The 22314-nt window shown below is 67.8% G+C and carries 21 protein-coding genes; 10 read left to right on the forward strand and 11 right to left on the reverse strand.

What is annotated here, in order from left to right; translation table 11 throughout:
* Positions 1 to 490 precede the first annotated feature (490 nt).
* On the forward strand, positions 491 to 922 hold the full coding sequence (locus ACFQ27_RS10070; protein WP_374348808.1) for an RrF2 family transcriptional regulator: 432 nt from the start codon (positions 491 to 493) through the stop codon (positions 920 to 922).
* Between the two features lie 9 nt (positions 923 to 931).
* Here the strand turns inward: ACFQ27_RS10070 and ACFQ27_RS10075 are convergent, their stop codons facing one another.
* Both ACFQ27_RS10075 and ACFQ27_RS10080 read right to left on the reverse strand, forming a co-directional pair.
* Positions 932 to 1357: a CBS domain-containing protein gene (locus ACFQ27_RS10075; protein ID WP_374348806.1), complete on the reverse strand. Its 426-nt coding sequence runs from the start codon at positions 1355 to 1357 to the stop codon at positions 932 to 934.
* A gap of 57 nt (positions 1358 to 1414) precedes the next feature.
* A complete protein-coding gene (locus tag ACFQ27_RS10080) occupies positions 1415 to 2050 on the reverse strand; it encodes a rhomboid family intramembrane serine protease (protein WP_377353493.1) in 636 nt (211 codons plus the stop codon).
* 167 nt (positions 2051 to 2217) lie between these two features.
* Here ACFQ27_RS10080 and hfaA point away from each other — a divergent pair, with 167 nt between their 5' ends.
* The 4 genes from hfaA to ACFQ27_RS10100 all read left to right on the forward strand — a co-directional run bounded on the left by hfaA (position 2218) and on the right by ACFQ27_RS10100 (position 7897).
* Entirely contained in the window at positions 2218 to 2658 is a 441-nt protein-coding gene (gene hfaA, locus ACFQ27_RS10085; protein WP_374348800.1) for a holdfast anchoring protein HfaA, read from the forward strand.
* A 10-nt stretch (positions 2659 to 2668) separates the two neighbouring features.
* Complete coding sequence (gene hfaB / locus ACFQ27_RS10090; protein ID WP_374348798.1) at positions 2669 to 3655, forward strand: holdfast anchoring protein HfaB; 987 nt, start codon at positions 2669 to 2671, stop codon at positions 3653 to 3655.
* Positions 3585 to 4817 carry a holdfast anchor protein HfaD gene (gene hfaD, locus ACFQ27_RS10095; RefSeq protein ID WP_377353494.1) on the forward strand — a complete coding sequence of 411 codons (1233 nt, stop codon included), beginning with the start codon at positions 3585 to 3587 and terminating at the stop codon, positions 4815 to 4817. The genes hfaB and hfaD overlap by 71 nt, the downstream gene beginning before the upstream one ends.
* An 89-nt stretch (positions 4818 to 4906) precedes the next feature.
* Positions 4907 to 7897 carry a M16 family metallopeptidase gene (locus tag ACFQ27_RS10100; RefSeq protein WP_377353495.1) on the forward strand — a complete coding sequence of 997 codons (2991 nt, stop codon included), beginning with the start codon at positions 4907 to 4909 and terminating at the stop codon, positions 7895 to 7897.
* Positions 7898 to 7907: 10 nt separating this feature from the next.
* Here ACFQ27_RS10100 and ACFQ27_RS10105 read toward each other — a convergent pair whose 3' ends face one another.
* The gene (locus ACFQ27_RS10105) at positions 7908 to 8822 is read right to left on the reverse strand and encodes a hypothetical protein (RefSeq protein ID WP_377353496.1); all 915 of its coding nucleotides are present in this window, start codon (positions 8820 to 8822) and stop codon (positions 7908 to 7910) included.
* Between the two features lie 49 nt (positions 8823 to 8871).
* Positions 8872 to 9786, reverse strand: coding sequence for a hypothetical protein (locus tag ACFQ27_RS10110; RefSeq protein WP_374348789.1), 915 nt, complete (start codon positions 9784 to 9786; stop codon positions 8872 to 8874).
* Positions 9787 to 9969: 183 nt separating this feature from the next.
* Here ACFQ27_RS10110 and ACFQ27_RS10115 point away from each other — a divergent pair, with 183 nt between their 5' ends.
* From ACFQ27_RS10115 to ACFQ27_RS10130, 4 genes are read left to right on the forward strand one after another with little or no spacing between them, the layout of a single operon-like run.
* Positions 9970 to 10515 carry a PAS domain-containing protein gene (locus ACFQ27_RS10115; protein ID WP_374348786.1) on the forward strand — a complete coding sequence of 182 codons (546 nt, stop codon included), beginning with the start codon at positions 9970 to 9972 and terminating at the stop codon, positions 10513 to 10515.
* A gap of 47 nt (positions 10516 to 10562) precedes the next feature.
* Positions 10563 to 11474, forward strand: coding sequence for an aminotransferase class IV (locus tag ACFQ27_RS10120; protein ID WP_374348783.1), 912 nt, complete (start codon positions 10563 to 10565; stop codon positions 11472 to 11474).
* Entirely contained in the window at positions 11471 to 12232 is a 762-nt protein-coding gene (locus ACFQ27_RS10125; RefSeq protein WP_377353497.1) for a sulfotransferase-like domain-containing protein, read from the forward strand. Before ACFQ27_RS10120 ends, ACFQ27_RS10125 begins: the two co-directional genes overlap by 4 nt.
* Positions 12233 to 12259: 27 nt before the next feature.
* Entirely contained in the window at positions 12260 to 12964 is a 705-nt protein-coding gene (locus ACFQ27_RS10130; RefSeq protein ID WP_377353498.1) for a hypothetical protein, read from the forward strand.
* A gap of 6 nt (positions 12965 to 12970) precedes the next feature.
* On the opposite strand, the gene ACFQ27_RS10135 is transcribed toward ACFQ27_RS10130, so the two are convergent.
* The 7 genes from ACFQ27_RS10135 to ACFQ27_RS10165 all read right to left on the reverse strand — a co-directional run bounded on the left by ACFQ27_RS10135 (position 12971) and on the right by ACFQ27_RS10165 (position 21048).
* A complete protein-coding gene (locus tag ACFQ27_RS10135) occupies positions 12971 to 14092 on the reverse strand; it encodes a pentapeptide repeat-containing protein (RefSeq protein WP_377353499.1) in 1122 nt (373 codons plus the stop codon).
* A 263-nt stretch (positions 14093 to 14355) separates the two neighbouring features.
* Positions 14356 to 15312, reverse strand: coding sequence for an aldo/keto reductase (locus ACFQ27_RS10140; protein ID WP_377353500.1), 957 nt, complete (start codon positions 15310 to 15312; stop codon positions 14356 to 14358).
* A 21-nt stretch (positions 15313 to 15333) separates the two neighbouring features.
* The gene (locus ACFQ27_RS10145; protein WP_377353501.1) at positions 15334 to 16983 is read right to left on the reverse strand and encodes a choline dehydrogenase; all 1650 of its coding nucleotides are present in this window, start codon (positions 16981 to 16983) and stop codon (positions 15334 to 15336) included.
* Between the two features lie 251 nt (positions 16984 to 17234).
* Positions 17235 to 19265, reverse strand: coding sequence for an oxidoreductase (locus tag ACFQ27_RS10150; protein WP_377353502.1), 2031 nt, complete (start codon positions 19263 to 19265; stop codon positions 17235 to 17237).
* A 102-nt stretch (positions 19266 to 19367) separates the two neighbouring features.
* Positions 19368 to 20150 (reverse strand): enoyl-CoA hydratase-related protein, encoded by a 783-nt coding sequence (locus tag ACFQ27_RS10155; RefSeq protein ID WP_374348014.1) that lies wholly within the window; start codon positions 20148 to 20150, stop codon positions 19368 to 19370.
* A gap of 53 nt (positions 20151 to 20203) precedes the next feature.
* Positions 20204 to 20521, reverse strand: a complete 318-nt coding sequence (locus ACFQ27_RS10160) for a MazG nucleotide pyrophosphohydrolase domain-containing protein (protein WP_377353503.1) — start codon at positions 20519 to 20521, stop codon at positions 20204 to 20206.
* A complete protein-coding gene (locus ACFQ27_RS10165; protein ID WP_377353504.1) occupies positions 20521 to 21048 on the reverse strand; it encodes a gamma carbonic anhydrase family protein in 528 nt (175 codons plus the stop codon). Before ACFQ27_RS10165 ends, ACFQ27_RS10160 begins: the two co-directional genes overlap by 1 nt.
* A gap of 312 nt (positions 21049 to 21360) precedes the next feature.
* Between ACFQ27_RS10165 and ACFQ27_RS10170 the strand changes: the two genes are divergently transcribed.
* Positions 21361 to 22152 carry a PhoH family protein gene (locus ACFQ27_RS10170; protein ID WP_374348009.1) on the forward strand — a complete coding sequence of 264 codons (792 nt, stop codon included), beginning with the start codon at positions 21361 to 21363 and terminating at the stop codon, positions 22150 to 22152.
* Positions 22153 to 22314: the final 162 nt, after the last annotated feature.

Raw genomic sequence — 22314 nt, forward strand, 5'->3', positions numbered from 1 at the left:
TCTGGTTAGGACTATCTGCTAGAGCGCCGCCGCCTGCGTTTCTCTTTCCAATTCAACGATGTCAAAGACCGTGACCGACTTTCGTCCGCCCCACTGTTTAGCGCCGGTGGCCGGCGGAGGCGGCTATCTATTGGGGCCACCCTTCCCTGTCAATCGGTCCTTTCGGACTTTTTTCACCGCCGCTCAGGAGACCCGAACACTTGGCAAAAACCGCTCCGGGGGCCGCCGAGGGGCTTCCCTCATCAGTCCGTTACGATTCGATTGAGGCTGCGGAACCTAAAGGGCAGACCCGGAAAAATCAAGACCCAATCTACTAGGCCCTGCCTCCCCGCGCCCCCGAGACTCGAAGGTCCCGGCCGCGGCGGTGTATCTGGGTGTCGGAGCCCCCTGCGTCAACCTTTCATCTGCGCGAGGGCCGTCGCACTTGTGGATGAAGCGCGCGAGGCCGTAGAGATGACCAGCGCGTCGGTTGGGGAAGGAAGGCCGTAAGATGCTGTCTCAAAAGGCCCGTTACGGACTGCGCGCCCTTGTCGAACTGGCGCGGGCGGACGGCGCCCAGCTGACCTCGGCGGAACTGGCCCTGCGCGCCGACGCCCCCCGCAAGTTTCTTGAAGCCATTCTTCTGGAGCTTGCCCGCAATCGCATTGTGGTCAGCCGGCGCGGCAAGTTCGGCGGCTATATCCTGGCCCGCCAGCCCTCGGAGATCTCCTTCGCCGAGGTGATCCGCATCGTCGACGGCCCGCTGGCGCTTGCGCCCTGTGTCAGCCGCACGGCGTTCCGAAAGTGCGATGACTGCCCGGACCTGGCGACCTGTTCCCTGCGCGAGGCCCTCTTGCGGGCCCGCGACGCCACGGCGTCCGTGCTGGAGGGCTACAGCCTGGCCGACGCCGCCGTCGGCCAGGGCGCCGAAGTCTTCGCCTGAACCCCGGCGTCAGCCGTTGATATAGGCCTTGAGGTTGTCGGCCTCGGCCTCGACCTCGGAGATCTTGCTCTTCACCAGGTCGCCGATGGAGACGATGCCCAGCAGGCGCGTCCCTTCCACAACCGGCAGGTGACGGATCCGCCGATCGGTCATGCGCGACAAGAGCGCGTCCACCGTCTCGCCCGGACTGGCGAACTGAACCTCGCGGGTCATGAAATTGGCCACCGGTTGGGACAGGGCCCCTGCCCCCAGCTCGGCCACGCCACGAACGATGTCGCGCTCGGACACGATCCCGGCCACCGCATCATTTTCAAGAACCACCATGGCCCCGACCCGCCGCGAATGCAGCAAGGCGCAAACCGCGCCCAGGGTCTCGCTCGGGACCGCCGTGAAGACCAGGTCGCCCTTGGACTTCAGGATCTGAGATACCAGCATCGAACGCTTCCTCCCTTATCCTCTTTGAAGGGAGCGTCGCTCAGCCCGCCCGGCAAATCAATCAGTTATATGGCGGGCCGCCAGCCAGGCGAACGGGCCGGCCAGGACCAGGCCCGCGGCGTAGCCGAAGAGGTGCGCTTCCCAGGCCACCGGCGCCGAGCCCATGCCGGGCGCAAATCCCAGCACCGCCACCACCAGGTTCACCACAATCCAGGCCAGGCTCATGCCGATGACCGGCGGACTGAGAATCGGCCCCATCCGCCCCTGGCCGCCGATGATCCGCGCGCCGGCCGCCATCAGGCCTGACACCGCCCCCGAGGCGCCGACCAGCAACACCTCCTGGCCCGGATGCACCAGGGCGAAGCCCAGGCTCGAGAGCGCGCCGCAGCAAAGATAAAAGAGCGCCAGCGCCGCCACGCCCTCGCCTCTCAACCCGAAGGCGCGGGCGACGGGGGTTCCGAACGCCAGGGCCATGGCGGCGTTGACGATGGCGTGGGTCCAGCTTCCCGACAGAAAGAGCGCTGTGAACAAGGTCTCAAAGCGCCCCGCGTCCAGGGCCGCGGGCGAAAAGGCGAACCGGCTGATCACCTCAGGCCCCGCGAACCCTTGCGCCGCGTAGCCGCCCAGAATCACCGCTGCCAGCAGGACCGCCGGCCAAGGGGCGTTGAAGATGGGCTGCCGCTCGTCGCTCATTGCCTGTTTCCCACGCTCACCATTGCCCACTCTGGGCCGCAAAACTTGGCCCCGCCGGGCTCGCTCTTAACCAAAAAGCCAGGACCTTTAACGTTTAGTGCCCGCTGAACGCTATCGGCGCCCCAGGACCTGGGGCCTCACGTCCGCGCGGAGTTATAGAAGTCACCATGGCCGTCGCATCCCCCGCCGCGCCCGTCCTTCGCCGCATGGCCTGTGGGCTCGCCCTCGGCTTCGCCTTCTGTGCTCAGGCCCACGGCCAGCAGATGGGCAGCAATTCCGCCGACTACAACGCCGGCTACGGCCGGGTGGCCGGGTCGGAGAACCGACCGGTGGATGTCTCGACCCGTGACGGCAATGGCAACCGCGTCATCGTTGACGGCCTGATCCTCACCGGCGAGGACCAGTCGACCTTCTCGCGCACCACCGGCGTGTTCGATTCCTACACCGGCGTGGGCGCCCAGGGAGGCGCGACCGCGATCGGCAACAGCCTCGTGGTGGTGACCCAGGGCAACTACAACACGGTCATCGTCAACTCGACCCAGACCAACACCGGCAATGTGAGCGCCAGCGCCACGGCCTCGAGCGGCGGCGTCGGCAATGGTCAATAAGTCCCGACTCATGAAGGTCACGGCGCTGCTGACCGCCAGCGCCCTCGCCCTGGCCGGCTGCGCGACCCCGGTCGCCGGCCCCAGCGGCCAGTACGCCCACGCCATCGGCACCGCGCCGGTGACCGCCAACCCGACCCCCTACTCGGCCGCCCTGGTCTGCATGGCGGGCTATGCGCGCCAGACCCATCTGGTGGCGCCGCGCATCGCCGTCGGCCGCATCGCGGACTACACCGGCAAGTCGGAAAGCGACGGGTCGGGCCGCAAGATCACCCAGGGCGCCTCGCTGATGGCCATGTCGGCCTTCGCCAAGGCGGGCATGCCGCTGGTGGAGCGCTTCGACACCTCGGTCTCCGAACTCGAGCTGAAGTACGCGAATAACAAGCTGATTTCGGACGCGCCGAACCCGAAGCCGGACCAGCCCGCGGACTATCGCAAGATCCTGGCGGGCCAAGTGCCGGGCTCGGACTTCTATGTGGCGGGCGGCGTCACCGAGCTGAACTTCAACATCCGCTCGTCAGGCTTCGATGTCGCCGGCGGCGATCCGGACGCCACGGACCTGAAGGGCACGTTCCGCGGGCGCATGTTCATCATGAACATCGGCCTGGACCTACGCCTGATCAACACCCGCACCCTCGAGGTGGTGGACGTCATCTCCTACCAGAAGCAGGTGGTGGGCCGCGAAGTCGGCGCCGGCATCTTCGATTTCCTGGGCGGCAACGTGTTCGACGTCTCGACCGGCGCCGGCGCCCTGGAGCCGATGCAGCTGGCGGTCCGCTCCCTGGTGGAGCGCGCCGTGGTCGAGATGACCGCCAATCTCTACGGCATGCCCGGTCCCCGGGCCTGCCTGGCCACCGACCCGCTGGGCGACGGCACGGTCGGGATCACTGGCGGCTATGTGCCGGCCTACAACAACCTGGGGACCAACAATGGCGAAACGCGGGCTGATCCTTCTCGCTGGAACGCTCGCCGGGATTCTGCCGTGCGGGACCGCTACTAGTCAGACCAGCACGGTCCTGAACAACCAGGTCCAGCTCGGCGACGTGTTCGCCGACCAGACGCTGAATGTCGTCACGGTAGACCAGCAGACCTCGGCCACCACCGGCGCCACCGCCAACAGCTTCGAAGCCGCCAGCAACGGCTCGAACGTGGACATGCGCTCGAACCAGTACGCCAATGGCGGCGTGGCCTCGAACACCCTGCTGAACGTGGGCGCCTATTCCGGTGCGGCCACCAACCTCAGCACGGGCTCCACCGGCAACTCCGGCCACGCCGAAGTCACCGGCGCGACCCTGACCGGCGTCTACAGCCAGTTCACCTCGGCCCAGCCGATCTCCAGCGTCAGCCACATCGAAGCGCCCGACGCCGAGGGCGGCGATGTCACGGCCTCGAGCCAGGCCCAGGGCAACACCCAGTCCTTGGCGGTCAATTACGGAACCGCCGGCGTGCGGGTGAACCAGTCCAATGAGGCCCAGGTCACCTCGGACGGCGGCGGGGTCTATGGCGTGGTCTGGGGCACGGCCAAGTATGACGCCGCCACCGTGGGCAACAATGTCAGCTATGCGGGCGCGTCCGGCTCGGGCGCGGCGATCGCCACCTCGCAGAACAACACCGCCGTGCTGGGCCAGGCCACCCAGTTCACCGCCTTTGGGCAGGTCCAGGACGGCCAGACCACGGCCACCATCGCCGGCAACAATGTCAGCGCGGTCAACAATGGCTTCGTGCTGAACGCCAATGTCCAGCAGTACAACTCCGCCTATCAGCGCGCCCAGGCCGAGACCTCGGCCTATAATTTCGGCGCGGTCGCCGCGACCGCGAGCGGGGTCGGCAACACGGCCCTCTTGGGCGATATCGGCGGCGAGATCATCATCGACGCCAGTCAGATCAACGACGTCGGCGGGATCGATGCGGTCGCCTCCACCACCGGCCAGGACGGCTATGACGGCCAGGCCACGGCCGTCGCCACCGGCAACGCGATCACCGGCTATGCCTGCGCCGACTGCAATGGCCGCTTGACCGCCAATTCCAGCCAGGTGAACGGCGCCGACGTGGGCGCGACAGCCACCACCACCATGAACGGCTCCGTCCGCTCAGCGACGGGGATCGCGACGGCGGTGGGCAACACCGCCACCTATTATCTGAGCAAGCCCTCCGGCCAGTAGGTCCTGCGGCCGCCTTGTTCCTGCCTTGCGCCGGTCACGGCGCGCGGTGCAGGGTGCGCGCCCTTGTAGTGACCTGAACGGAATTCCGGATGCTCCGACCGCTGCGTACGGCGCTGGCCCTGGCCGCGACCTTCTCGCTTTCCGCCTGCGCGGTCCCGCATCTTTCCCTGCCCAAGCTCCCCAGCTTCGGTCACCGTCCCGCCGCCGAAGCCCCCGCCAAGCCTGAACCGGCGGCCAAGCCGGCGCGCAAGGCCTTCAAGCTGCCCGCCCTGCCCCACCTGTTCGGCAAGACGTCGCCGGCCGGCCCGTCTGAAACCGCGGCCCGCCTCAAGCCTGGGGAATGGGCTCAGGCGCGCTCCGACATCGCCGCCGACCCGGATTTCCGCTTCGGATCCCTGCCGAACGGCATGCGCTACGCCATCCGCAAGCAATCGATCCCGCCGGGCCAGGCGGCCCTACGCCTGCGGTTCGACGCGGGCTCGCTGATGGAGTCGGACGACCAGGCGGGCCTGGCGCACTTCCTGGAGCACATGGCTTTCAACGGTTCCAAGGCCGTTCCGGAAGGCGATATGGTCAAGATCCTGGAGCGGCTGGGCCTGGCCTTCGGCGCCGACACCAACGCCTCCACCGACTTCAACCAGACGATCTACAAGCTGGACCTGCCGCGCACCGACGCCGACACGGTCGACACCTCGCTGATGCTGCTGCGCGAGGCCGCCGGCGAGCTGACGATCGACCCCGGCGCGGTGGACCGCGAGCGCGGGGTGGTGCTGTCCGAGGAACGCGCCCGGGATACGCCGGCCTATCGCGTGTTCAAGTCGCGCCTGGATTTCTGGTTGAAGGGTCAGCGTCCGCCCCAGCGCCTGCCGATCGGCAAGGTGGAGGTGCTGCAAACCGCACCGGCCAGCCGTATCGCCAGCTTCTATCACGCCTGGTACCGGCCCGAGCGCGCCGTGCTGGTGGCGGTGGGCGACTTTGATCCCGCCGAGATGGAGGCGCGCATCAAGGCGAAGTTCGGCGACTGGAAGGCGCAAGGCCCCGCGCTGCCCGAGCCGAACCTGGGCGTCGTCGCCAGGCGCGGCCCGGAGGCCCGGCTGGTGGTCGAACCCGGCGCGCCGCTGTCCATGCAGATCGCCTGGATCGCGCCGCCGGATCTGGCCCTCGACAGCCAGGCGAAGCGTCGGCGCGATCTGATTGAACGACTTGGCTTTTCGGTCTTGAACCGCCGGCTGTCCAGCATCGCCCGCAGCCCGCAACCGCCCTTCCAGGGCGCGGGCGCCTTCAAGAGCGACCAGTATGACGCGGCCGAGCTGACCCTGCTGACGGTCAACGCCGATCCGACACGCTGGCGCGAGGCGTTGAACGCCGCCGAGCAGGAACAGCGGCGCGCCCTGCAATACGGGGTGCGCCAGGACGAACTCGACCGCGAGATCGATGAACTGCGCGCCGGTCTCAAGGCCGACGCGGCAGGCGCCTCGACCCGCACGCCGTCGGAGCTGGCCGGTGAGGTGATCTCCAGCCTCGATGACGACGAGGTGGTCACCAGCCCCGCCCAGGACCTGGCCGAGTTCGAGACCGTGGTGAAGGGCCTGACCGCTGAGCAGGTGTCCGCCGCCCTGAAGGCCGCCTTCAAGGGTGACGGCCCGCTGATCTTCATGACCTCGCCCAAGCCCGTCGAGGGCGGCGAGGCTGCGCTTCTGGCCGCCTACAAGGCTGCCTCCGCAGCGGAGGTGTCGGCGCCCAGCGCGCCGGTGACCATCGCCTGGCCTTACGAGAGCTTCGGCGCGCCGGGCAAGGTGGCTGAAACCCGCGATGTCGCCGACCTGGACACCACCTTTGTCCGCTTCGAGAACGGCGTGCGCCTGACGGTGAAGCCGACCCACTTCCAGGACGATGAGGTTCTGGTGCGGGTCAATGTCGGCGGTGGCCGCGTCAGCTTGCCCAAGGACCGGCCAAGCCTGAGCTGGGCCTCCGGGGCCTTCATCGAGGGCGGGCTGAAGCAGATCAGCGCCGAGGATATGGAGCGTGTCCTGGCCGCCAAGATGTACGGCGCGCGCTTCAGCGTCGCCGACGAAGCCCTTGTTTTGTCCGGGGAAACCCGCACCGACGACCTGGAAACCCAGCTGCAGATCCTGACCGCCTATGTCGCCGAGCCCGGCTGGCGGCCAGAGGCGTTCCAGCAGGTGAAGAGCCGCGGCAAGACCATCCACGATCAGTTCGAAGCCACCGACGGCGGGGTGCTGTCCCGCGACCTGGCGGTCCTGATCCACGGCGGGGACGCCCGCTGGGCCTTCCCGACCCGGGACCAGATCGCCCAGGCCAAGCTGGACGACTTCCGCAACCAGGTGGCCCCCGACCTCGCTACCGGCCCCATCGAGGTGGTGATCGTGGGCGACATCACTGCGGAGAAGGCTGTCGACCTGGTCGCCCGGACCTTCGGCGCCCTGCCCGCACGCCCGGAGCGGCCCGCCGCGGCCTCCGACCAGTTGGCGGTCGGGTTCCCGGCGGCGACGCCGGAGCCCCTGACCCTGACGCACAAGGGCCGCGCCGATCAGGCGATCGGCTACCTCGCCTGGCCCAGCACCGACTTCTGGGCCGACCCGCAAGGGGCTCGCGATGCCGCGGTGATGGGTGAGGTCCTGGAGCTGCGGCTGATCGACGAGCTGCGCGAGAGCCAGGGCGCCACCTACTCGCCCCAGGTCACCTACAACCACAGCCAGGTCTGGCCGAACTGGGGCTATGTCTCGGTCAATGTGGAGATCCCGCCGGAGAAGCTGCCGGCCTTCTTCGCCGATGTCCGCAAGATCGCCGCCGCCCTGCGGACCGCGCCGCCCACCGCCGATGAACTGGAACGCGCGAAGAAGCCCCGCCTGGACCAGATCGAGAAGGCCCAGGCCACCAACGGCTACTGGCTGGGCGAGCTGTCGGGTGCGCAAGGCGACCCGCGTAAGCTGACCGCCCTGCGCGCCATTATTCCCGGCACGGAGCGGGTCACGGCCCAGGACGTCCAAAAGGCCGCCCAGCGGATCCTCAAGGACGACCGCATGTGGATGCTGCAGGTGAAACCCGAGGCGAAGTAGACGGCCGAGACTAGGCCGGCGGCTTGGCCGCGCCGCCATCCACGTCGAAGCCGACCTGGCGCAGGCTTTGGACCAGCTGGCCGAAGCGCTGGTTGATCTTCACGCCGGCGCTCAACAGGGCCTCCGACTGCATGTAGGTCATGGAGGACAGATAGCCCCCGCGCACGGACTCGCAGCGGTCGAGTTCCAACATCCGCGTCACCCGCCGCCGCATGGTCTCTCTGGGGATCGACAGGCGCTGGGACAGTTCGGCGATGGTGACCGGCCGGCGGACGGTATCCGGCGGCGGCGTGTCGGCGCTGGAATAGCGCCAGGCGATTTCGGGATCGCGGACGATGGGATCGGCGTTGGCGATCATCATCGCCGTATAGACCAGGGCGTCCAGCATCGAGCCATGCGGCTCCACGCCCGCCTCCAGGACGCGCAGGATGAAGTCTTCGACCAGTTGGCCGACCTCGAGGTCCAGCCTGGAGGCGTCAACGGACACGTGGGTCGGGGCCGGCACGTTGGCGACCAGATCCACCCCCAGCGCCTTCAACTCGGCGATGGTGACGACCACGGCCTGGGCGGTGGCCCGGCAGGCGTCGCGGACGTCCGGACCGTCCAGCACATGGGGCGCGGCGGCCACGCCCTGGGCGCTGACCCGGACCACATAGCCCCGGTCCTCGAGCTCCAGGATCTTCCGGCGGGTGGTCTCGTAGGGAAGCATCAGCGACTGGGCGATGGCCCGCACGCTGACGGAACGCGCCGCCTGGCCGGCGCGGGTCGCCTGGCGAACGGCCAGGAAGATCATGGCGCGCACGAAGTCGCGGTCATGCACCGCAATCAGCCGCGCCGCCTCTTCGACCAGGAACCGGCTGACACACCGGAACACCAGGCGCGAAATGCGGCGTCTCTGGTCCCCGTCTCCGGTCTCCGTCGTCACGCTTCACTCCCCCGAGGGCTGGCCGATTCGGCCTTTGTGCTCTCGGTGTCTAATAGACCGTGCCACCCACCCCGCCGTCGAGGCTCATCGTCGTCGCAATCGTGCTCGACTCCGTACGATCCTCCTCTTCGCGGTAGGCGGTGTAGGTCTCGGTCAGGGTCATGGTGAGAATCTTGATCCCGGCGCCGAACCGGCGAAGCAGGGAGCGCTCGTTGCAGTCGCGCGCCGGCTTCTGGGGCCGGCATTCCACCTTGCCGCCGGCGCCATGGTACAGGGCGTCGTTCTTCCGGCAGGTCAGGGTCTGGCCGCCGGAGAAGTCAGCCTGGCCCTTGTACTCGGCGATGGTGGCCTGCAGCCACGTCCCGGCTATGCAGCGATAGAGCTCGCCGTCATAGACATCGTCGATGTCGCGGTCGGGCGTCACCTGAGAGGCCGGGTGGGGAATGGTCCGGTCGTCGATACACACCGCCTGGATCACCACGCGCTTGGTGCGGGTGCGGGTCGCTTCATAGGCCGTGCGCTTCAGGCGCCGGCCGGTATCGACGTTCAGGCCCTGGATCACGCCGCTGGCCATGGGCGGCATGTAGCCGCCACCGCCCCCCCCGCCGCCGTAATAGACCGTGCTACCCGAGCCGGAGCCCGCACCGGCCGAGGAGCCCGCGTTCGAGGCGGCGTTAGCGTTGGCGATGGCCACGCTGACGCTCGAGACATTGATGTTGATATTGTTGCGGAAATTGTTCGTCGTGTCGCAGCAGGTGGGCGGCGGCGACGGCGGCGTGCAGCAAGGCGGCGTGGGCGCCGTGCAGCAGGGTGGGGTCGGCGCAGTGCAGCAGGGCGGCGTGGGCGTCACGCAGCTGTTGCAGTCGCCCGCCGCGGCCGGAACCGAGCCGCCGAGGAACAGGAGGGTGAGGCCCAGCAGGACGCCAAGGAAACTGGTTCGCTTGATCAAGGGTCGCTTGGTCATGGGGCGGCCCCTCCTCGTCGGGCCTGGCCGTTAAGCATGCAAGAACCGCGCCGTGCAGACGCGCCCTCGCCTCTACGCCGCGCCCGCCTGTCCCGATCCGGAACATCCGGGTTTGGCCCGTTTGTCGCCTGCAAGCCCCATGCGGTCGCCTTTGGCCGCGCAGGGGCTTGTTTGGCGATGTCGATGTTCCATTCAAATACGGAACGGTTGATAGACTATTGGCGTAGCCGCCGCGGCGAGGCGCGCCTGCCGACCCGCATGGCCGTCGACCCAGCCGATTTCTCCGACATTGTGGCCCAGACCTTCATCCTGGGACGGGTGGCGACGGGCATCTATCCGATCCGCCTGGCCGGCGCCTTCCTGGGCGAGCTTCACCAGCGCGACCTGCGCCAGCAGAATGCGCTCAGCCTGTTCCGCGAGCGCGACAAGCTGGAGGTGAAGGCGGCGCTGGAAGCCTCCCGCCGTCGGCCTGAGCCCCTGGTGGTCACCGTCGAGGTTCCCACCGACGGCCCCTCCATGAACATGGAGATCCTGTTCGCGCCCCTGGCCGGCACCGAGACCTCTCCCGAGCGGTTCCTCGGTCTCTATCAGCCGCTGAACATGGTCTCGCGCCTGCGCGGCCTGCCAGCCCAGGAGTTCGCGGTTCGCAACCTGGTCGGCATGAGCCCCGCCAACCAGGAAACGCCGCGCCTGCGCCTCGCCACCCTGGACGGCCGTCGCATCGCCTGAGCCGACCCGCTAAGCTGCCGCTCGAATCCAGAGACGGGAGCATCACCTTGGCCGGCAGTCAGGACTTCGCCGCGGATCCCCGTAACGCCAACGCCCTGGTCTGGCTGAACGGCGAGCTTGTTCCCAAGTCCCAGGCGCGGGTCTCGATCTTCGACGCCGGCTTTGTCTTGGGCGACGGGGTCTGGGAAGGGCTTCGGCTGCACAAGGGCCGGCTGATGTTCCTGGACGCTCACCTGGACCGGCTGTTCGAGGGCGCGGCCGCCATCGAGCTGGACATCGGCCTGACGCGCCAGGGCGTGATCGAGGCCCTGAACCAGCTGTTCGCCGCCAACGACATGAGCGACGGCGTCCACATCCGGCTGATGGTCACCCGCGGCGAGAAGGCCGCAGCCAACCAGGACCCGCGCAACGCCTTGGGCAAGCCCACCGTCGTCATCGTCGCCGAGTGGAAAACCCCCAGCCCGACCATCGTCACCCGCGGCCTATCCCTGGCCACAGTCTCCGTGCGCTGCACGCCCAAGGAGATGTTCGACATGCGCCTGAACTCGCACAGCCGCCTGAACCTGATCCTGGCCCTGCAGGAGGCGATCCGGGCCGGCGCCGACGAGGCCCTGATGCTGGACCCGCACGGCCACGTCGCCAGCTGCAACGCCACCAACTTCTTCTGGGTGCGGGACGGCGAGCTGCGGACCTCGAGCGGCGAGTACTGCTTCAATGGGGTCACCCGGGCCAATGTCATCGCGCTCGCCCGCGAGAACGACATCCCCCTGCGCCTGGCCGATTTCCCGGTGGAAGACGCCCAGGGCGCCGACGAGGCCTTTGTCACCGGCACCTTTGGCGGCCTGACGCCTGTCCGCAGCATTGATGGTCGCGAACTCTCCGACGCCCTGCCCGGCCCGCTGACCGCGCGCCTGCGCGGCCTGTATGACGCCCTCAAGGACGCCGAGGCGGCGCGGTGAGCCCGCCTGTCCGGATCGCCATGTGGTCGGGGCCGCGGAACATCTCCACGGCGATGATGCGGTCCTTTGAGAACCGCGCCGACACGGCCGTGGTCGACGAGCCCTTCTACGCCGCCTACCTCGCGGCCACCGGCCTGGACCATCCCATGCGGGACGAGGTGCTGGCGTCACAGTCCACCGACTGGAGCCAGGTGATCGCGGACCTGACCGGCCAGGCGCCAGATGGGGCCGCGGTCTTCTATCAGAAGCACATGACCCAACACATGCTGCCCGGCGTCGACCTGTCCTGGACCGCCCAGTGCCGCAACGCCTTCCTGATCCGCGATCCGGCCCGGGTGCTGGCCAGCTACAGCGCCAAGCGGGGCGAGGTCACCCTGGCCGATATCGGGGTCGAGCGGCAGGGCGAGCTGTTCGAGCGTGAGGCCGACCGCCTGGGTCACGCCCCCCCGGTGATTGAGGGCCGCGACATTCTGATTGATCCGCCAAGGGCGCTCACCGCCCTGTGCGCGGCCCTGGGGATCGCTTTCGATCCGGCGATGCTGGCCTGGCCGGCGGGACGCAGGGACACCGACGGGGTCTGGGCCCCGGCCTGGTATGACGCGGTGGAGCGGTCGACAGGCTTTGGCCCGCCGCCGGATGAAGCCGCCCCGCCGGCCCTGTCCGACGAGCTGCAGCGGATCGCTGATGCGGCCCGGCCCTCCTATGAGCGGCTCGCCGCCTTCAGGATCGGGCTTTCAAGCGGAAGCGCACAACCCTAGGATTGGCGGCACGCTGGAGATCTATCCATGAAGCCTGCTCAGATCCTCGCCACAGTCCTCGCCGCGGCGATCCTGGCGGCGGCCCCGGCCGCGCTCGCCGACCCCGCGGCCATGATCGCCAAGTCTGAAAAGGTGAAGCTGAAGGGACGCAAGGGCGAGAAGCTCACCCGTCCCGGCTATGAGCTGGCCGAGTACTCAGGCGTCTTCAGCGCCTCGACCTTCCAGGGCTCGGACAGCCTGGGCATCTGGGCGAAGACCAAGACCGCCTTTGATTTCACCATCACCCGTCCGGGCTGGAGCGCACCGGTCACGGTGGCCTGCGGCGGCGGCCAGGGGCGGCTCGGCCTGGGCTGGATCACCTTCAAGCGCGACAATCTGCAGGTCACCTGCACCTTTGGCGGCTCGGCGCCGGCCAACGCCGCCTTCAGCCTCGCCCTGGCCGACGGCTCCTTCCTGCAGAAGCTGGCTCAGCCGCAGCGGGCGGCGGAGCTGCAGTACGGATCGGTGAACCTGCGGGCCCAGACCCGCGTACTGGGCGGCCTTCCCATCGGCGGCGGCGGGCCCGTCGGCTATCTGTTCACCAAGGGGGACGAGGAGGTGGGCGGCATCCAGCTGGCCGGCTTCCAGCCCAGCTTCTACCTGCCGCCGCAGCCCTCGGCCGATCGTGATGCGGCGGCGATCACCGCCATGATTCTGTTCCTGTTCAAGGATCCGGGCCGGCCGGAGCGCTGATCGGCGTCAGATCACCATCACCTGGGCGACCTGGGCGCCGTCCAGCACCGCCTCGTTGAAGTCCACCGCCCGCGCGCCGCCGGAGGCAAGGTCCAGCGCGGCCAGATTCGCCCCGGCGAAATTGGCGTGGGCGAGGTTGGCGCCGCGGAAGCTCGCGCCCCGCAGGTCCGCGCCAGAGAAGTTGGCCCCGCGCAGGTCCGCGCCCTCAAAATTGGCCGCCACCAGCAGCGCTTTCGAGAAGTCCAGGCCGACAGCGCAGACACCCCGCGCGCTCAGGGCGGGCAGCGTCCGCCCCTTCAGGGCGCTCGCCACGGGCCGCAGGTCGGCGCCCACGATGTCGCCGGGCCGGCCATCCTTGCCGCCGGTCCTGGCCCAGGCCTCAGCTTCAGCCAGGATGGTTTTCAGGCGCTCGGCCTGGTCGATGGCTTCCGCGGACGGACTGACCAGGCAGCTGGCCAGGACCTCGCGGGACAGGCCCAGGCCGGCCAGGTCGACATTGGTCAGGATCGCGCCGCGGAAATCCGCCTCGCCAACCCGCGCGCCGCCAAACTCGGCGCCGTCGAGATTGCAGTTGGCGAACTTCGCACCCTTCAGGTTCGCATTGCGGAACACCGCGCCGCGCATGGAGCTGTTGGTGAAGTCCACCGACTGGGCCTGGACCTCGTCCATCCGGGTGGCGTCGAAGGAGGCGCCGCGGGCCGAAGCCTGGTCGCTCAGGCTGGAGCTGACCAGGGCGTCCTTGTGCACCAGGACGGCCGATCGCAGGTCGGCGCCGTCCAGCCTGGCCCAGTTCAGCCGCGCGCCCTCGAAGGCCGCGCCGCGCAGGTCGGCGCGGGTGAGCACCGCCCGGGTGAAGTCACAGCGGCTGAGGATCGCCCCGCAGAACACCGCCCGGCTGAGATCAGTCTCGACAAAGGTGCTGCCGTCGAGGTCCGAGCCGGTGAAGTCGATGTCCGGCAGGATCCGGCGGTCGGCCTTCATGCGGCGGGCCATGATGAAGCGCGGCAGCTTGCGCGCGCCCACCGGGCGGCCCGCGGCGAAGGATTCATGCGCCGCGATCATTTCCTCGAAGCCCGCCGGCTGGACGGGGCTCAGGCGCGAATAGAAGCCGGATCCGGGACCACGCATGCGCTAGGCCCCCGCCCCGCGACGGAACGGGCCATCATGACGAGTTTGAGCATATAACCGCAGCACCAACGCCAGATACCCCCAATTTGCGCAGTCGTTACTAATGACCGCGCGCGCCCCAATGCATCTCCGCGATGATTTGGGCACTCAGGCAAGGTTATCCAACACGCCTCCCCCGCTATGGGTAGGACGTTACTTCCAGAGATGACACACGGGCGTCGCAATACAATTCTTGGGTGTGACGCGGAGCTATAATCCTGAACCTAGGCGAGCTCCGTCGAGCTCGCCCAGTCGAGACGAGCCAGGTCCTGATCCGTCAGCTTGAGCGCCGCGGATCCCATCAGCTCCGTCAGCTGCTCAACGCTGGTGGCCGAGGCGATGGGCGCGGTCAGGCCGGGCTGGGCCATCACCCAGGCCAGCGCCACCTGGGCCGGCGTGGCCTTCAGGTTCGCCCCCACCTCGTCCAGCACCGCCAGGATGCGCAGGCCACGTTCGTCGAGATAGCGCTTCACTCCGCGCCCGCGCGGGCTCTTGGCCAGGTCCGCCTCCGACCGGTACTTGCCGGTCAGGAAGCCGGAGGCCAGGCCGTAATAGGGGATCACGCCGACGTCGTTCTCGATGCAGACCTGCTGCAAACCCGCCTCGAACCCGGCGCGGTCATAGAGATTGTAGAGAGGTTGTTCCGAGTTGTAGCGCGCCCAGCCGTGGGCGGCGCTGATGTCAAGGGCCGACTTCAGCCGGGCCGGCTCGAAGTTGGAGGCGCCGATCGCCCGCACCTTGCCGGCCTTGACCAGGCGCTCATAGGCCTCGGCGGTCTCTTCCTGCGGCGTCTCGGGATCGTCGCGGTGCGATTGGTAAAGATCGATGACATCCGTCTGCAGGCGCGTGAGGGAGGCTTCCACGGCCTCGACCATGTACTTGGCCGACAGCCCCTTCATCCCCTCGCCCATCTCAGAACCGAGCTTGGTCATCAGCACGACCTTGTCGCGCTTGCCGTGGGCCTTGAACCAATTGCCAATGACGGTTTCAGAGGCCCCGCCGCCGGCCGGCGACCAGCGGGAATAGACGTCGGCCGTATCGACGGCGTTGAAGCCGCCGTCGACAAAGGCGTCCAGGACGCGGAACGAGGTCGCCTCGTCCGCCGTCCAGCCGAACACGTTCCCGCCGAGGACGAGCGGCGCGATCTTGAGATCAGACTTCCCTAGCCGGCGCAGCTCCATCCTGGTCTCTCCCGTGTGTTGTTATGCAGCCTCGCCTTCATACACCGGCACGTCGGCGGCGGGCAAAGCCGCCTTGCCGCGGATCATGTCGGCGGCCTTCTCGGCGACCATGATGGTAGGGGCGTTGGTGTTGCCGCCCACAAGGGTCGGCATGACCGAGGCGTCGACGACGCGCAGGCCCTGCAGGCCCTGGACCTTCAGCTCGGCGTCGACCACCGCCATCGGATCGCCCTTCACGCCCATGCGGCAGGTGCCGACCGGGTGATAGATGGTCTCGGCGGCGGTCTTGATCCAGGCGTCGATCTGCTCGTCGGTCTGGACATCCTTGCCCGGGAACAGCTCGGTGGTGCGATAGGGATCCAGCGCCGATTGTTCCGCGACCTTACGCATCATCTTGACGCCTTCGCGCAGGGCGCGGCGGTCTTCCTCGGCCGACAGGTAGTTGGCGAAGATCGCCGGATCGTCGAACGGGTCGGCCGAGCGCAGGCCGACGCGGCCACGGCTTTCCGGGCGCAGCTGGCAGACGTGGAAGGTGAAGCCGTCCTTTTCGACGGCGACCTTGCCGTGGTCCTGCATGACCGCGATGACCACGTGGATTTGCAGGTCGGGGCGGTCGAGGTCGGGACGCGACTTCAGGAAGGCGCCGCTTTCCAGCGCGTTCTGACGGCCGACGCCCTTGCGGAACAGCAGCCAGTTCAGACCGACGAACAGGGTCTTGATGCCCTTGCGCGCCGAATAGATCGTGATCGGCTTGGGGCATTCCCAGGACAGGCAGCAGTCCAGGTGGTCCTGCAGGTTCTGGCCGACGCCCTTCAGCGCGTGCACCACCGGGATGCCGTGCTTGCCGAGCTCTTCCGGATCGCCGATGCCGGACAGCTGGAGGATCTGGGGCGACTGCACCGCGCCGGCGCAGAGCAGAACCTCACGCTTGGCCTTTACAACCTTCTTTTCCTTGGTCTTTTCGTCGATGTACTCGACGCCCGTGGCGACGCCGTTCTCAACGATGATCTTGCTGGTCCGCGCGCCGGTGATGCAGGTCAGGTTCGGACGGTTCAGGATCGGATGCAGATAACCGCGGGCCGCGCTCCAGCGCTCCCCGTCCTTGATGGTCATCTGATACGGGCCCCAGCCCTCCTGCTTGAAGCCGTTGAAGTCGTCAGTGGCCGGGTGACCCGCCTGGACGCCGGCCTCGATGGTGGCCTTGTAGATCGGGTTGGGGGTGGAGGCCTTGGACACCGCCAGCGGGCCGTCGCCGCCGTGATAGTCGTCGCCGCCGCCTTCCAGGCTTTCCGAGCGCTTGAAGTAGGGCAGCACGTCCTTGTAGGCCCAGCCTTCCAGGCCCATCTGGCGCCACTGATCGTAGTCGCGGGCGTGGCCGCGGATGTAGATCATCCCGTTGATCGAGGACGACCCGCCCCAGCCCTTGCCGCGCGGCCACCAGAGCTTGCGGTTGTTCAGGTTCGGCTCCGGCTCGGTCCAGAAGCCCCAGTTGTAGGTGCCCTTGTTGGGCAGCAGGGCGCCGACGCCGGCCGGCATCTTGACCAGGATGGAATTGTCCTTGGTCCCGGCTTCCAGCAGCAGGACCTTCACATTGGCGTCTTCGGTCAGCCGGTTCGCCAGAACGCAGCCGGCCGAACCGGCGCCGATGATGATGTAGTCGTAGGCGTCCAAGGCTGGCCTCCCCTTAACAACGTTTAGTTGGTGGCGAACTTACAGAGCCCGCGGCCCAGGGCAAGCCGCCCAACCGAGAAACCTGACGCCGGCGTCACGAAAATTCGACCCAGCCAACCGCCTTAAGACCCCCTCGCCCCGCTTGCGGGGAGAGGGTTGGGGTGAGGGGGCGCTGAAGGTCACCCCCACATGCCCTGCCGGTTGAAACACCGCTCCCCTCACCCTGCCCTCTCCCCCAAGGGGGCGAGGGTTCAAACCACCGCCGCCAGCTCGGAGGCCTGCTTGATGGCCGCCTTGGCGTCGAGTTCAGCCGCCTCGTAGGCGCCGCCGACCAGGGTGGCCTTCACGCCGGCCTGGGTGAGGGCGTCGTAGAGATCACGCTTGGGCGTCTGGCCGGCGCAGATGATCACCGTGTCGACGTCGAACAGGGTCGGCTGGTCGCCCACCCGGGCGTGCAGGCCGGCGTCGTCGATCTTCAGGTACTCGACCCCATTCAACATCTTCACACCCCGGCGCTGCAGGGTCAGGCGGTGGGTCCAGCCGGTGGTCTTGCCTAGGGTCTTGCCGACAGCGTCGGACTTGCGCTGCATAAGGGTGACCTCCCGGCCCGACGTCGCGACCTCCGGCGTGACGCCGGTGACGCCGCCGCGCGGGTGGTTCTTGAAGTCGATGCCCCATTCCTTGGCGAAAACGTCGATATCGAGGGAGGCCGAGACACCCTTGTGGGTGATCAGTTCCGCCACGTCGAAGCCGATGCCGCCGGCGCCGATGATCGCCACCTTCTGGCCGACCTGCGCCTTGCCCTGGATGACATCGATATAGCTGGCGACCTTGGGGTGATCGATGCCGGGCAGGTCCGGGGTGCGCGGCTCGATGCCGGTGGCCAGGATCACCTCATCAAAGCCGGCCGCCAGGTCCTGGGCCGAGACACGGGTGTTCAGGCGGACCTCGACCTCCAGCACCTCCAGGCGCTTGTTGTAGTAGCGCAGGGTCTCGTCGAACTCCTCCTTGCCGGGGATCCGCCGGGCCAGGTTGAACTGGCCGCCGATCTCGGAGGCGGCGTCGAACAGGGTGACCTTGTGGCCCCGCTCAGCCGCGACCGTCGCATAGGCCAGGCCTGAGGGCCCCGCCCCCACCACCGCGATCCGCTTGGCCGTGGTCGTGGCCGGATAGTTGAGCTCGGTCTCGCGGCAGGCCCGCGGGTTGACCAGGCAGCTGGTCAGCTGGCCGGTGAAGGTGTGGTCCAGGCAGGCCTGGTTGCAGCCGATGCAGGTGTTGATCTCGTCCTCACGGCCTTCCAGCGTCTTCTTCACCAGATCGGCGTCGGCCAGCATCGGCCGGGCCATGGAGACAAGATCCGCGTCGCCCCTGGCCAGCACCTCTTCGGCCACATGGGGCATGTTGATGCGGTTGCTGGTGATCATCGGAACGGTCAGTTCCTTGCGCAGGCGGCCCGTCACCTGGGCGAAGGCCGCGCGCGGCACCATGGTCGCGATGGTCGGCACCTGGGCTTCGTGCCAGCAGAAGTGGGTGGAGACGATGGTGGTCCCGGCCTCGACCACCGCCTTGCCCAGGCTGACGACCTCGTCCCAGGCGAGACCACCCTGCAGCATGTCCATGGCCGAGATGCGGAAGATGACGATGAAGTCAGGGCCGACAGCCTCGCGCACCCGGCGCACCACTTCGACCGGGAAGCGCATGCGCTTTTCCCAGGTCCCGCCCCAGTCGTCGGTGCGCTGGTTGGTGCGCTCCACCAGGAAGGTCGACAGCAGATAGCCGGCCGAGCCGATGATCTCGACGCCGTCATAGCCGGCCTGCTTGGCCAGGGCCGCGCAGTTGGCGAAGTCGGCCAGTTGCTTCTCGATCCCGTCGGCGTCGAGTTCGTTCGGCACATTGGGGGCGATGCGGGCGCGGATCGCGGACGGCGCCACAGCCGACGCCGTACGGGCCAGCGAGCCAGCGTGCAGGATCTGCATGCAGATCTTCACGTCCGGGTCGGCGGCGTGGACGGCTTCAGTGACGATACGATGTTGAGCGGCCTCTTCCGGGGTCGAGAGCTTGGCCCCGCCACCCGCCTCACGGTTGGGACCGATGCCGCCGGTGATGATCATGCCGACGCCGCCGCGGGCGCGTTCGGCGAAATAGGCCGCCTGGCGCTCGAACCCGCCGGGAATGTCCTCCAGGCCGGTGTGCATGGAGCCCATGATCACGCGGTTCTTCAGCTTGGTGAACCCGAGGTCCAGGGGCGAGAAGACGTGCGGATACTTGGTCGTCGCGGTCATGGAGTCCCCCGAATTGGCCGATGTCCGGCGCGCCGCCCGGCCCTTGAAGTCATATCGTCTGGATGGTTGGGCCGCCGGTCTCCCAGCGGCCCGAATTCAGGCCTAGCGGCCCTTCCACTGCGGCGCGCGCTTTTGCGCAAACGCCATCGGGCCTTCCTTGAAGTCCTCGGAGCGGAACAGGGCGCCGATGGCCGGGTACTTCATCTGGCCGGTGATGGCGGCTTCCAGGGTCGGCTCGTTCAGGCCCTTGTAGACCGCTTCCTTGGAGGCGCGGATCGACATGGGCGACAGCTCGCAGATCTGGGCGGCCCAACGCTTGGCCGCCGCCAGCAGTTCGGCCTGTGGGACCACCTCGTTGACGAAGCCCAGGGCCTGGCCCTCGGCGGCCGAGACCCGGCGGCCGGTCAGGATCATGCCCATGGCCTGCTTCTGGCCGATCATCCGCGGCAGACGGTGCAGACCGCCGGCCAGGGCCGCCAGGCCGACGCGCGGCTCCGGCAGGGCGAACACGGCGTTGTCCGAGGCGACGATCAGGTCGCAGGCCAGGGCGATCTCGAAGCCGCCGCCCATGGCGATGCCGTTCACCGCCGCGATCAGCGGCTTGTTCAGGTCAAACCGCGAGGTCAGGCCGGCGAAGCCCGACGGCGGGTTGGCCATGCCGCCACCGCCCGCCTGGTGCTTCAGGTCGTTGCCGGCCGAGAACGCCCGGTCGCCCGCGCCGGTGACGATGCCGACCCACTGGTCCGCGTCGGCGGCGAATTCATTGAACGCCTCGTGCAGCTCGAAGTGCGCCGGCGAATGCAGGGCGTTCATCACGTCCGGCCGGTTGAGGGTGAAGATCGTCACCGGACCTTCGCGCTCGACCTTGATGAATTCGTACGCCATGGCGGTCTCCCTTTTTCTGTTGGGCGACAGTTCGCGGGGCGCCGTTGCGTCCGTCAAGCGGGCCTGAGCCGCGCTTCCAGTTCGTCCATGACCGAAAGGAAGCTCGCCTCCAGATCAACCTCGTGCATTCGGGCCAGAGTCATCAGGCTCCAGAGGCAGTCCGCCAGCTCATGCGCGAGCTTGCCCTGGGCGTCGGGAATCGCCCGAACCCCCTCTGCGGCAAGGGCCAGCTTCGCCAGGTCGCCCATGTCGCCGACGAAGCCCAGCATAAGTTCCTCGCGGGTCCATGCCCGGCCGTAGCGCCCGGTCTCGTGCTGGGCGTACAGCTCGCGGACCTCGGCCGCCCGGCGCTGAAGGGCCTGGAACTCCATCAGACCGGCGCCAGCCCCGCCTTGTAGCGCTTCCAGTTCTCCACATAGTGCAGCGCGCCGAAGGACATCCGCGCCGCATGCTCGTCGGTGAGTTCGCGGACCACCTTGCCCGGCGCGCCCATGACCACGGAGTTGTCGGGGATCTCCTTGCCTTCGGTGATCAGGCAATTGGCGCCGATCAGGCAGTTCTTCCCGATTTTCGCGCCGTTCAGCACGATCGAGCCAATGCCCACCAGCGAGTTGTCGCCAATCGTGCAGCCGTGGAGCATCACCATGTGACCGATGGTCACGTTCGCCCCGATGGTCAGGGGGAAGCCCGTGTCGGTGTGAAGTACAGAACCGTCCTGGACGTTGGAGTTTTCGCCGATCTCGATGGGATCATTGTCCCCGCGCAAGGTCGCGCCAAACCAGACGGACGCATTCTTCTTCAGAATGACCCGGCCCATCACAGCGGCGTTCGGGGCGATCCAGTATTCGTCCTCGTTCGGAACAACCGGAGCGACGCCGCCCAGAGAATATACAGCCATTGTGACAATCCTATTCTTGCCGGAACCCGCTTGCTTAATCCGGCATTAACCCCGTTAGGATCATCTTAGTGAGGCGATTCGAACGGTCCTAGGGCCTTCGGGTCGGATCGCCGCCGATCACCGGCGGCGCCCACGCAGGACGGAGACGACGTTGTCGCGTTTTGTGTTCCGGCGGGTCCTCCCGCCAGGCCCGCCACCGGGCCCCGTGACCGCAGGCGAGCCCCCGGGCCGCGCGCGACGCCGCCGCCGTTCATTCCACCTGTCGACCTTGAAGGGCGATCCCCCGCGGATACGCCCTTTTTTCATGCCCCAATGGAGGCCCTGATGACCAAGCGAGCGATGAAGCGGCATCTGCGCGAAGGCGCTTTCGATGCGAGCCAGTTCGAGGATGACGGTAAAATCCGTCGCCTTCCGGTCGACCGGGTCTGGTCGCCCTTGGGCCACAGCGGCCCACACCATCACAACGATGAGCGGGACCAGGGCTATCTGAAGACCATCAAGGCCAAGTCCCCCGGCCAGCAGGCGCTGATCGAGGCCATCGACGCCAAGAACCTGGTCATGGCCCTCGGCCCGGCCGGCACCGGCAAGACCTACTTGGCCATCGCCAAGGCGGTGGAGGCCCTGGAGGCCGGCCGGGTCGGGCGCATCGTCCTGTCGCGCCCCGCGGTCGAGGCGGGCGAATCCATCGGCTTCCTGCCCGGCGAAATGGAGGACAAGCTCGCCCCCTATCTGCGGCCGCTCTACGACGCCCTGTCGGACCGGCTGTCCATGAAGCGGGTTCGGGCCCTGATGGCCGAGGGCGCCATCGAGATCGCGCCGGTCGGCTTCATGCGCGGTCGCACCCTCAACAACGCCTTCGTGGTGATCGATGAAGCGCAGAACTGCACCTACACCCAGCTGAAGATGCTGCTGACCCGGCTGGGCTGGCACTCGACCATGGTGGTGACGGGCGACCCGAACCAGTCGGACCTGCTGCCGGAATTGTCCGGCCTGGGGCCGGTGGCCGAGAAGCTGGAGGCGGTGGGCAATATCGCCGTCGTGCGGCTGGCCGAGCGCGACATCGTCCGCCATCCGCTGGTCGCCGAAATGCTGGGAGTTCTCTAAGTCCTGGCGGGGTGGCCCCACCTTGGGGCCACCCCAAACTGGTTGCAACTATTAAGTGTGACGGAGCGTCGCACCCTAACGGATGTTAACCACTCGCGGAAACCTTGGGTTCACCTTGCAGGAGTTGACCCGCCGTCCACCAGAGTCGCTCCGGGTCGAGGT

It is taken from the genome of Phenylobacterium conjunctum (assembly GCF_042679085.1).
Lineage (GTDB): Bacteria > Pseudomonadota > Alphaproteobacteria > Caulobacterales > Caulobacteraceae > Phenylobacterium > Phenylobacterium conjunctum.

Excerpts from the sequence above, each read along its gene's own strand:
- ACFQ27_RS10070 (WP_374348808.1), top strand. The coding sequence starts at position 491 with ATGCTGTCTCAAAAGGCCCGTTACGGACTGCGCGCCCTTGTCGAACTG.
- ACFQ27_RS10075 (WP_374348806.1), bottom strand. The coding sequence starts at position 1,357 with ATGCTGGTATCTCAGATCCTGAAGTCCAAGGGCGACCTGGTCTTCACG.
- ACFQ27_RS10080 (WP_377353493.1), bottom strand. The coding sequence starts at position 2,050 with ATGAGCGACGAGCGGCAGCCCATCTTCAACGCCCCTTGGCCGGCGGTC.
- hfaA (WP_374348800.1), top strand. The coding sequence starts at position 2,218 with ATGGCCGTCGCATCCCCCGCCGCGCCCGTCCTTCGCCGCATGGCCTGT.
- hfaB (WP_374348798.1), top strand. The coding sequence starts at position 2,669 with ATGAAGGTCACGGCGCTGCTGACCGCCAGCGCCCTCGCCCTGGCCGGC.
- hfaD (WP_377353494.1), top strand. The coding sequence starts at position 3,585 with ATGGCGAAACGCGGGCTGATCCTTCTCGCTGGAACGCTCGCCGGGATT.
- ACFQ27_RS10100 (WP_377353495.1), top strand. The coding sequence starts at position 4,907 with ATGCTCCGACCGCTGCGTACGGCGCTGGCCCTGGCCGCGACCTTCTCG.
- ACFQ27_RS10110 (WP_374348789.1), bottom strand. The coding sequence starts at position 9,786 with ATGACCAAGCGACCCTTGATCAAGCGAACCAGTTTCCTTGGCGTCCTG.
- ACFQ27_RS10115 (WP_374348786.1), top strand. The coding sequence starts at position 9,970 with ATGTTCCATTCAAATACGGAACGGTTGATAGACTATTGGCGTAGCCGC.
- ACFQ27_RS10130 (WP_377353498.1), top strand. The coding sequence starts at position 12,260 with ATGAAGCCTGCTCAGATCCTCGCCACAGTCCTCGCCGCGGCGATCCTG.
- ACFQ27_RS10135 (WP_377353499.1), bottom strand. The coding sequence starts at position 14,092 with ATGCGTGGTCCCGGATCCGGCTTCTATTCGCGCCTGAGCCCCGTCCAG.
- ACFQ27_RS10140 (WP_377353500.1), bottom strand. The coding sequence starts at position 15,312 with ATGGAGCTGCGCCGGCTAGGGAAGTCTGATCTCAAGATCGCGCCGCTC.
- ACFQ27_RS10150 (WP_377353502.1), bottom strand. The coding sequence starts at position 19,265 with ATGACCGCGACGACCAAGTATCCGCACGTCTTCTCGCCCCTGGACCTC.
- ACFQ27_RS10155 (WP_374348014.1), bottom strand. The coding sequence starts at position 20,150 with ATGGCGTACGAATTCATCAAGGTCGAGCGCGAAGGTCCGGTGACGATC.
- ACFQ27_RS10160 (WP_377353503.1), bottom strand. The coding sequence starts at position 20,521 with ATGGAGTTCCAGGCCCTTCAGCGCCGGGCGGCCGAGGTCCGCGAGCTG.
- ACFQ27_RS10165 (WP_377353504.1), bottom strand. The coding sequence starts at position 21,048 with ATGGCTGTATATTCTCTGGGCGGCGTCGCTCCGGTTGTTCCGAACGAG.
- ACFQ27_RS10170 (WP_374348009.1), top strand. The coding sequence starts at position 21,361 with ATGGAGGCCCTGATGACCAAGCGAGCGATGAAGCGGCATCTGCGCGAA.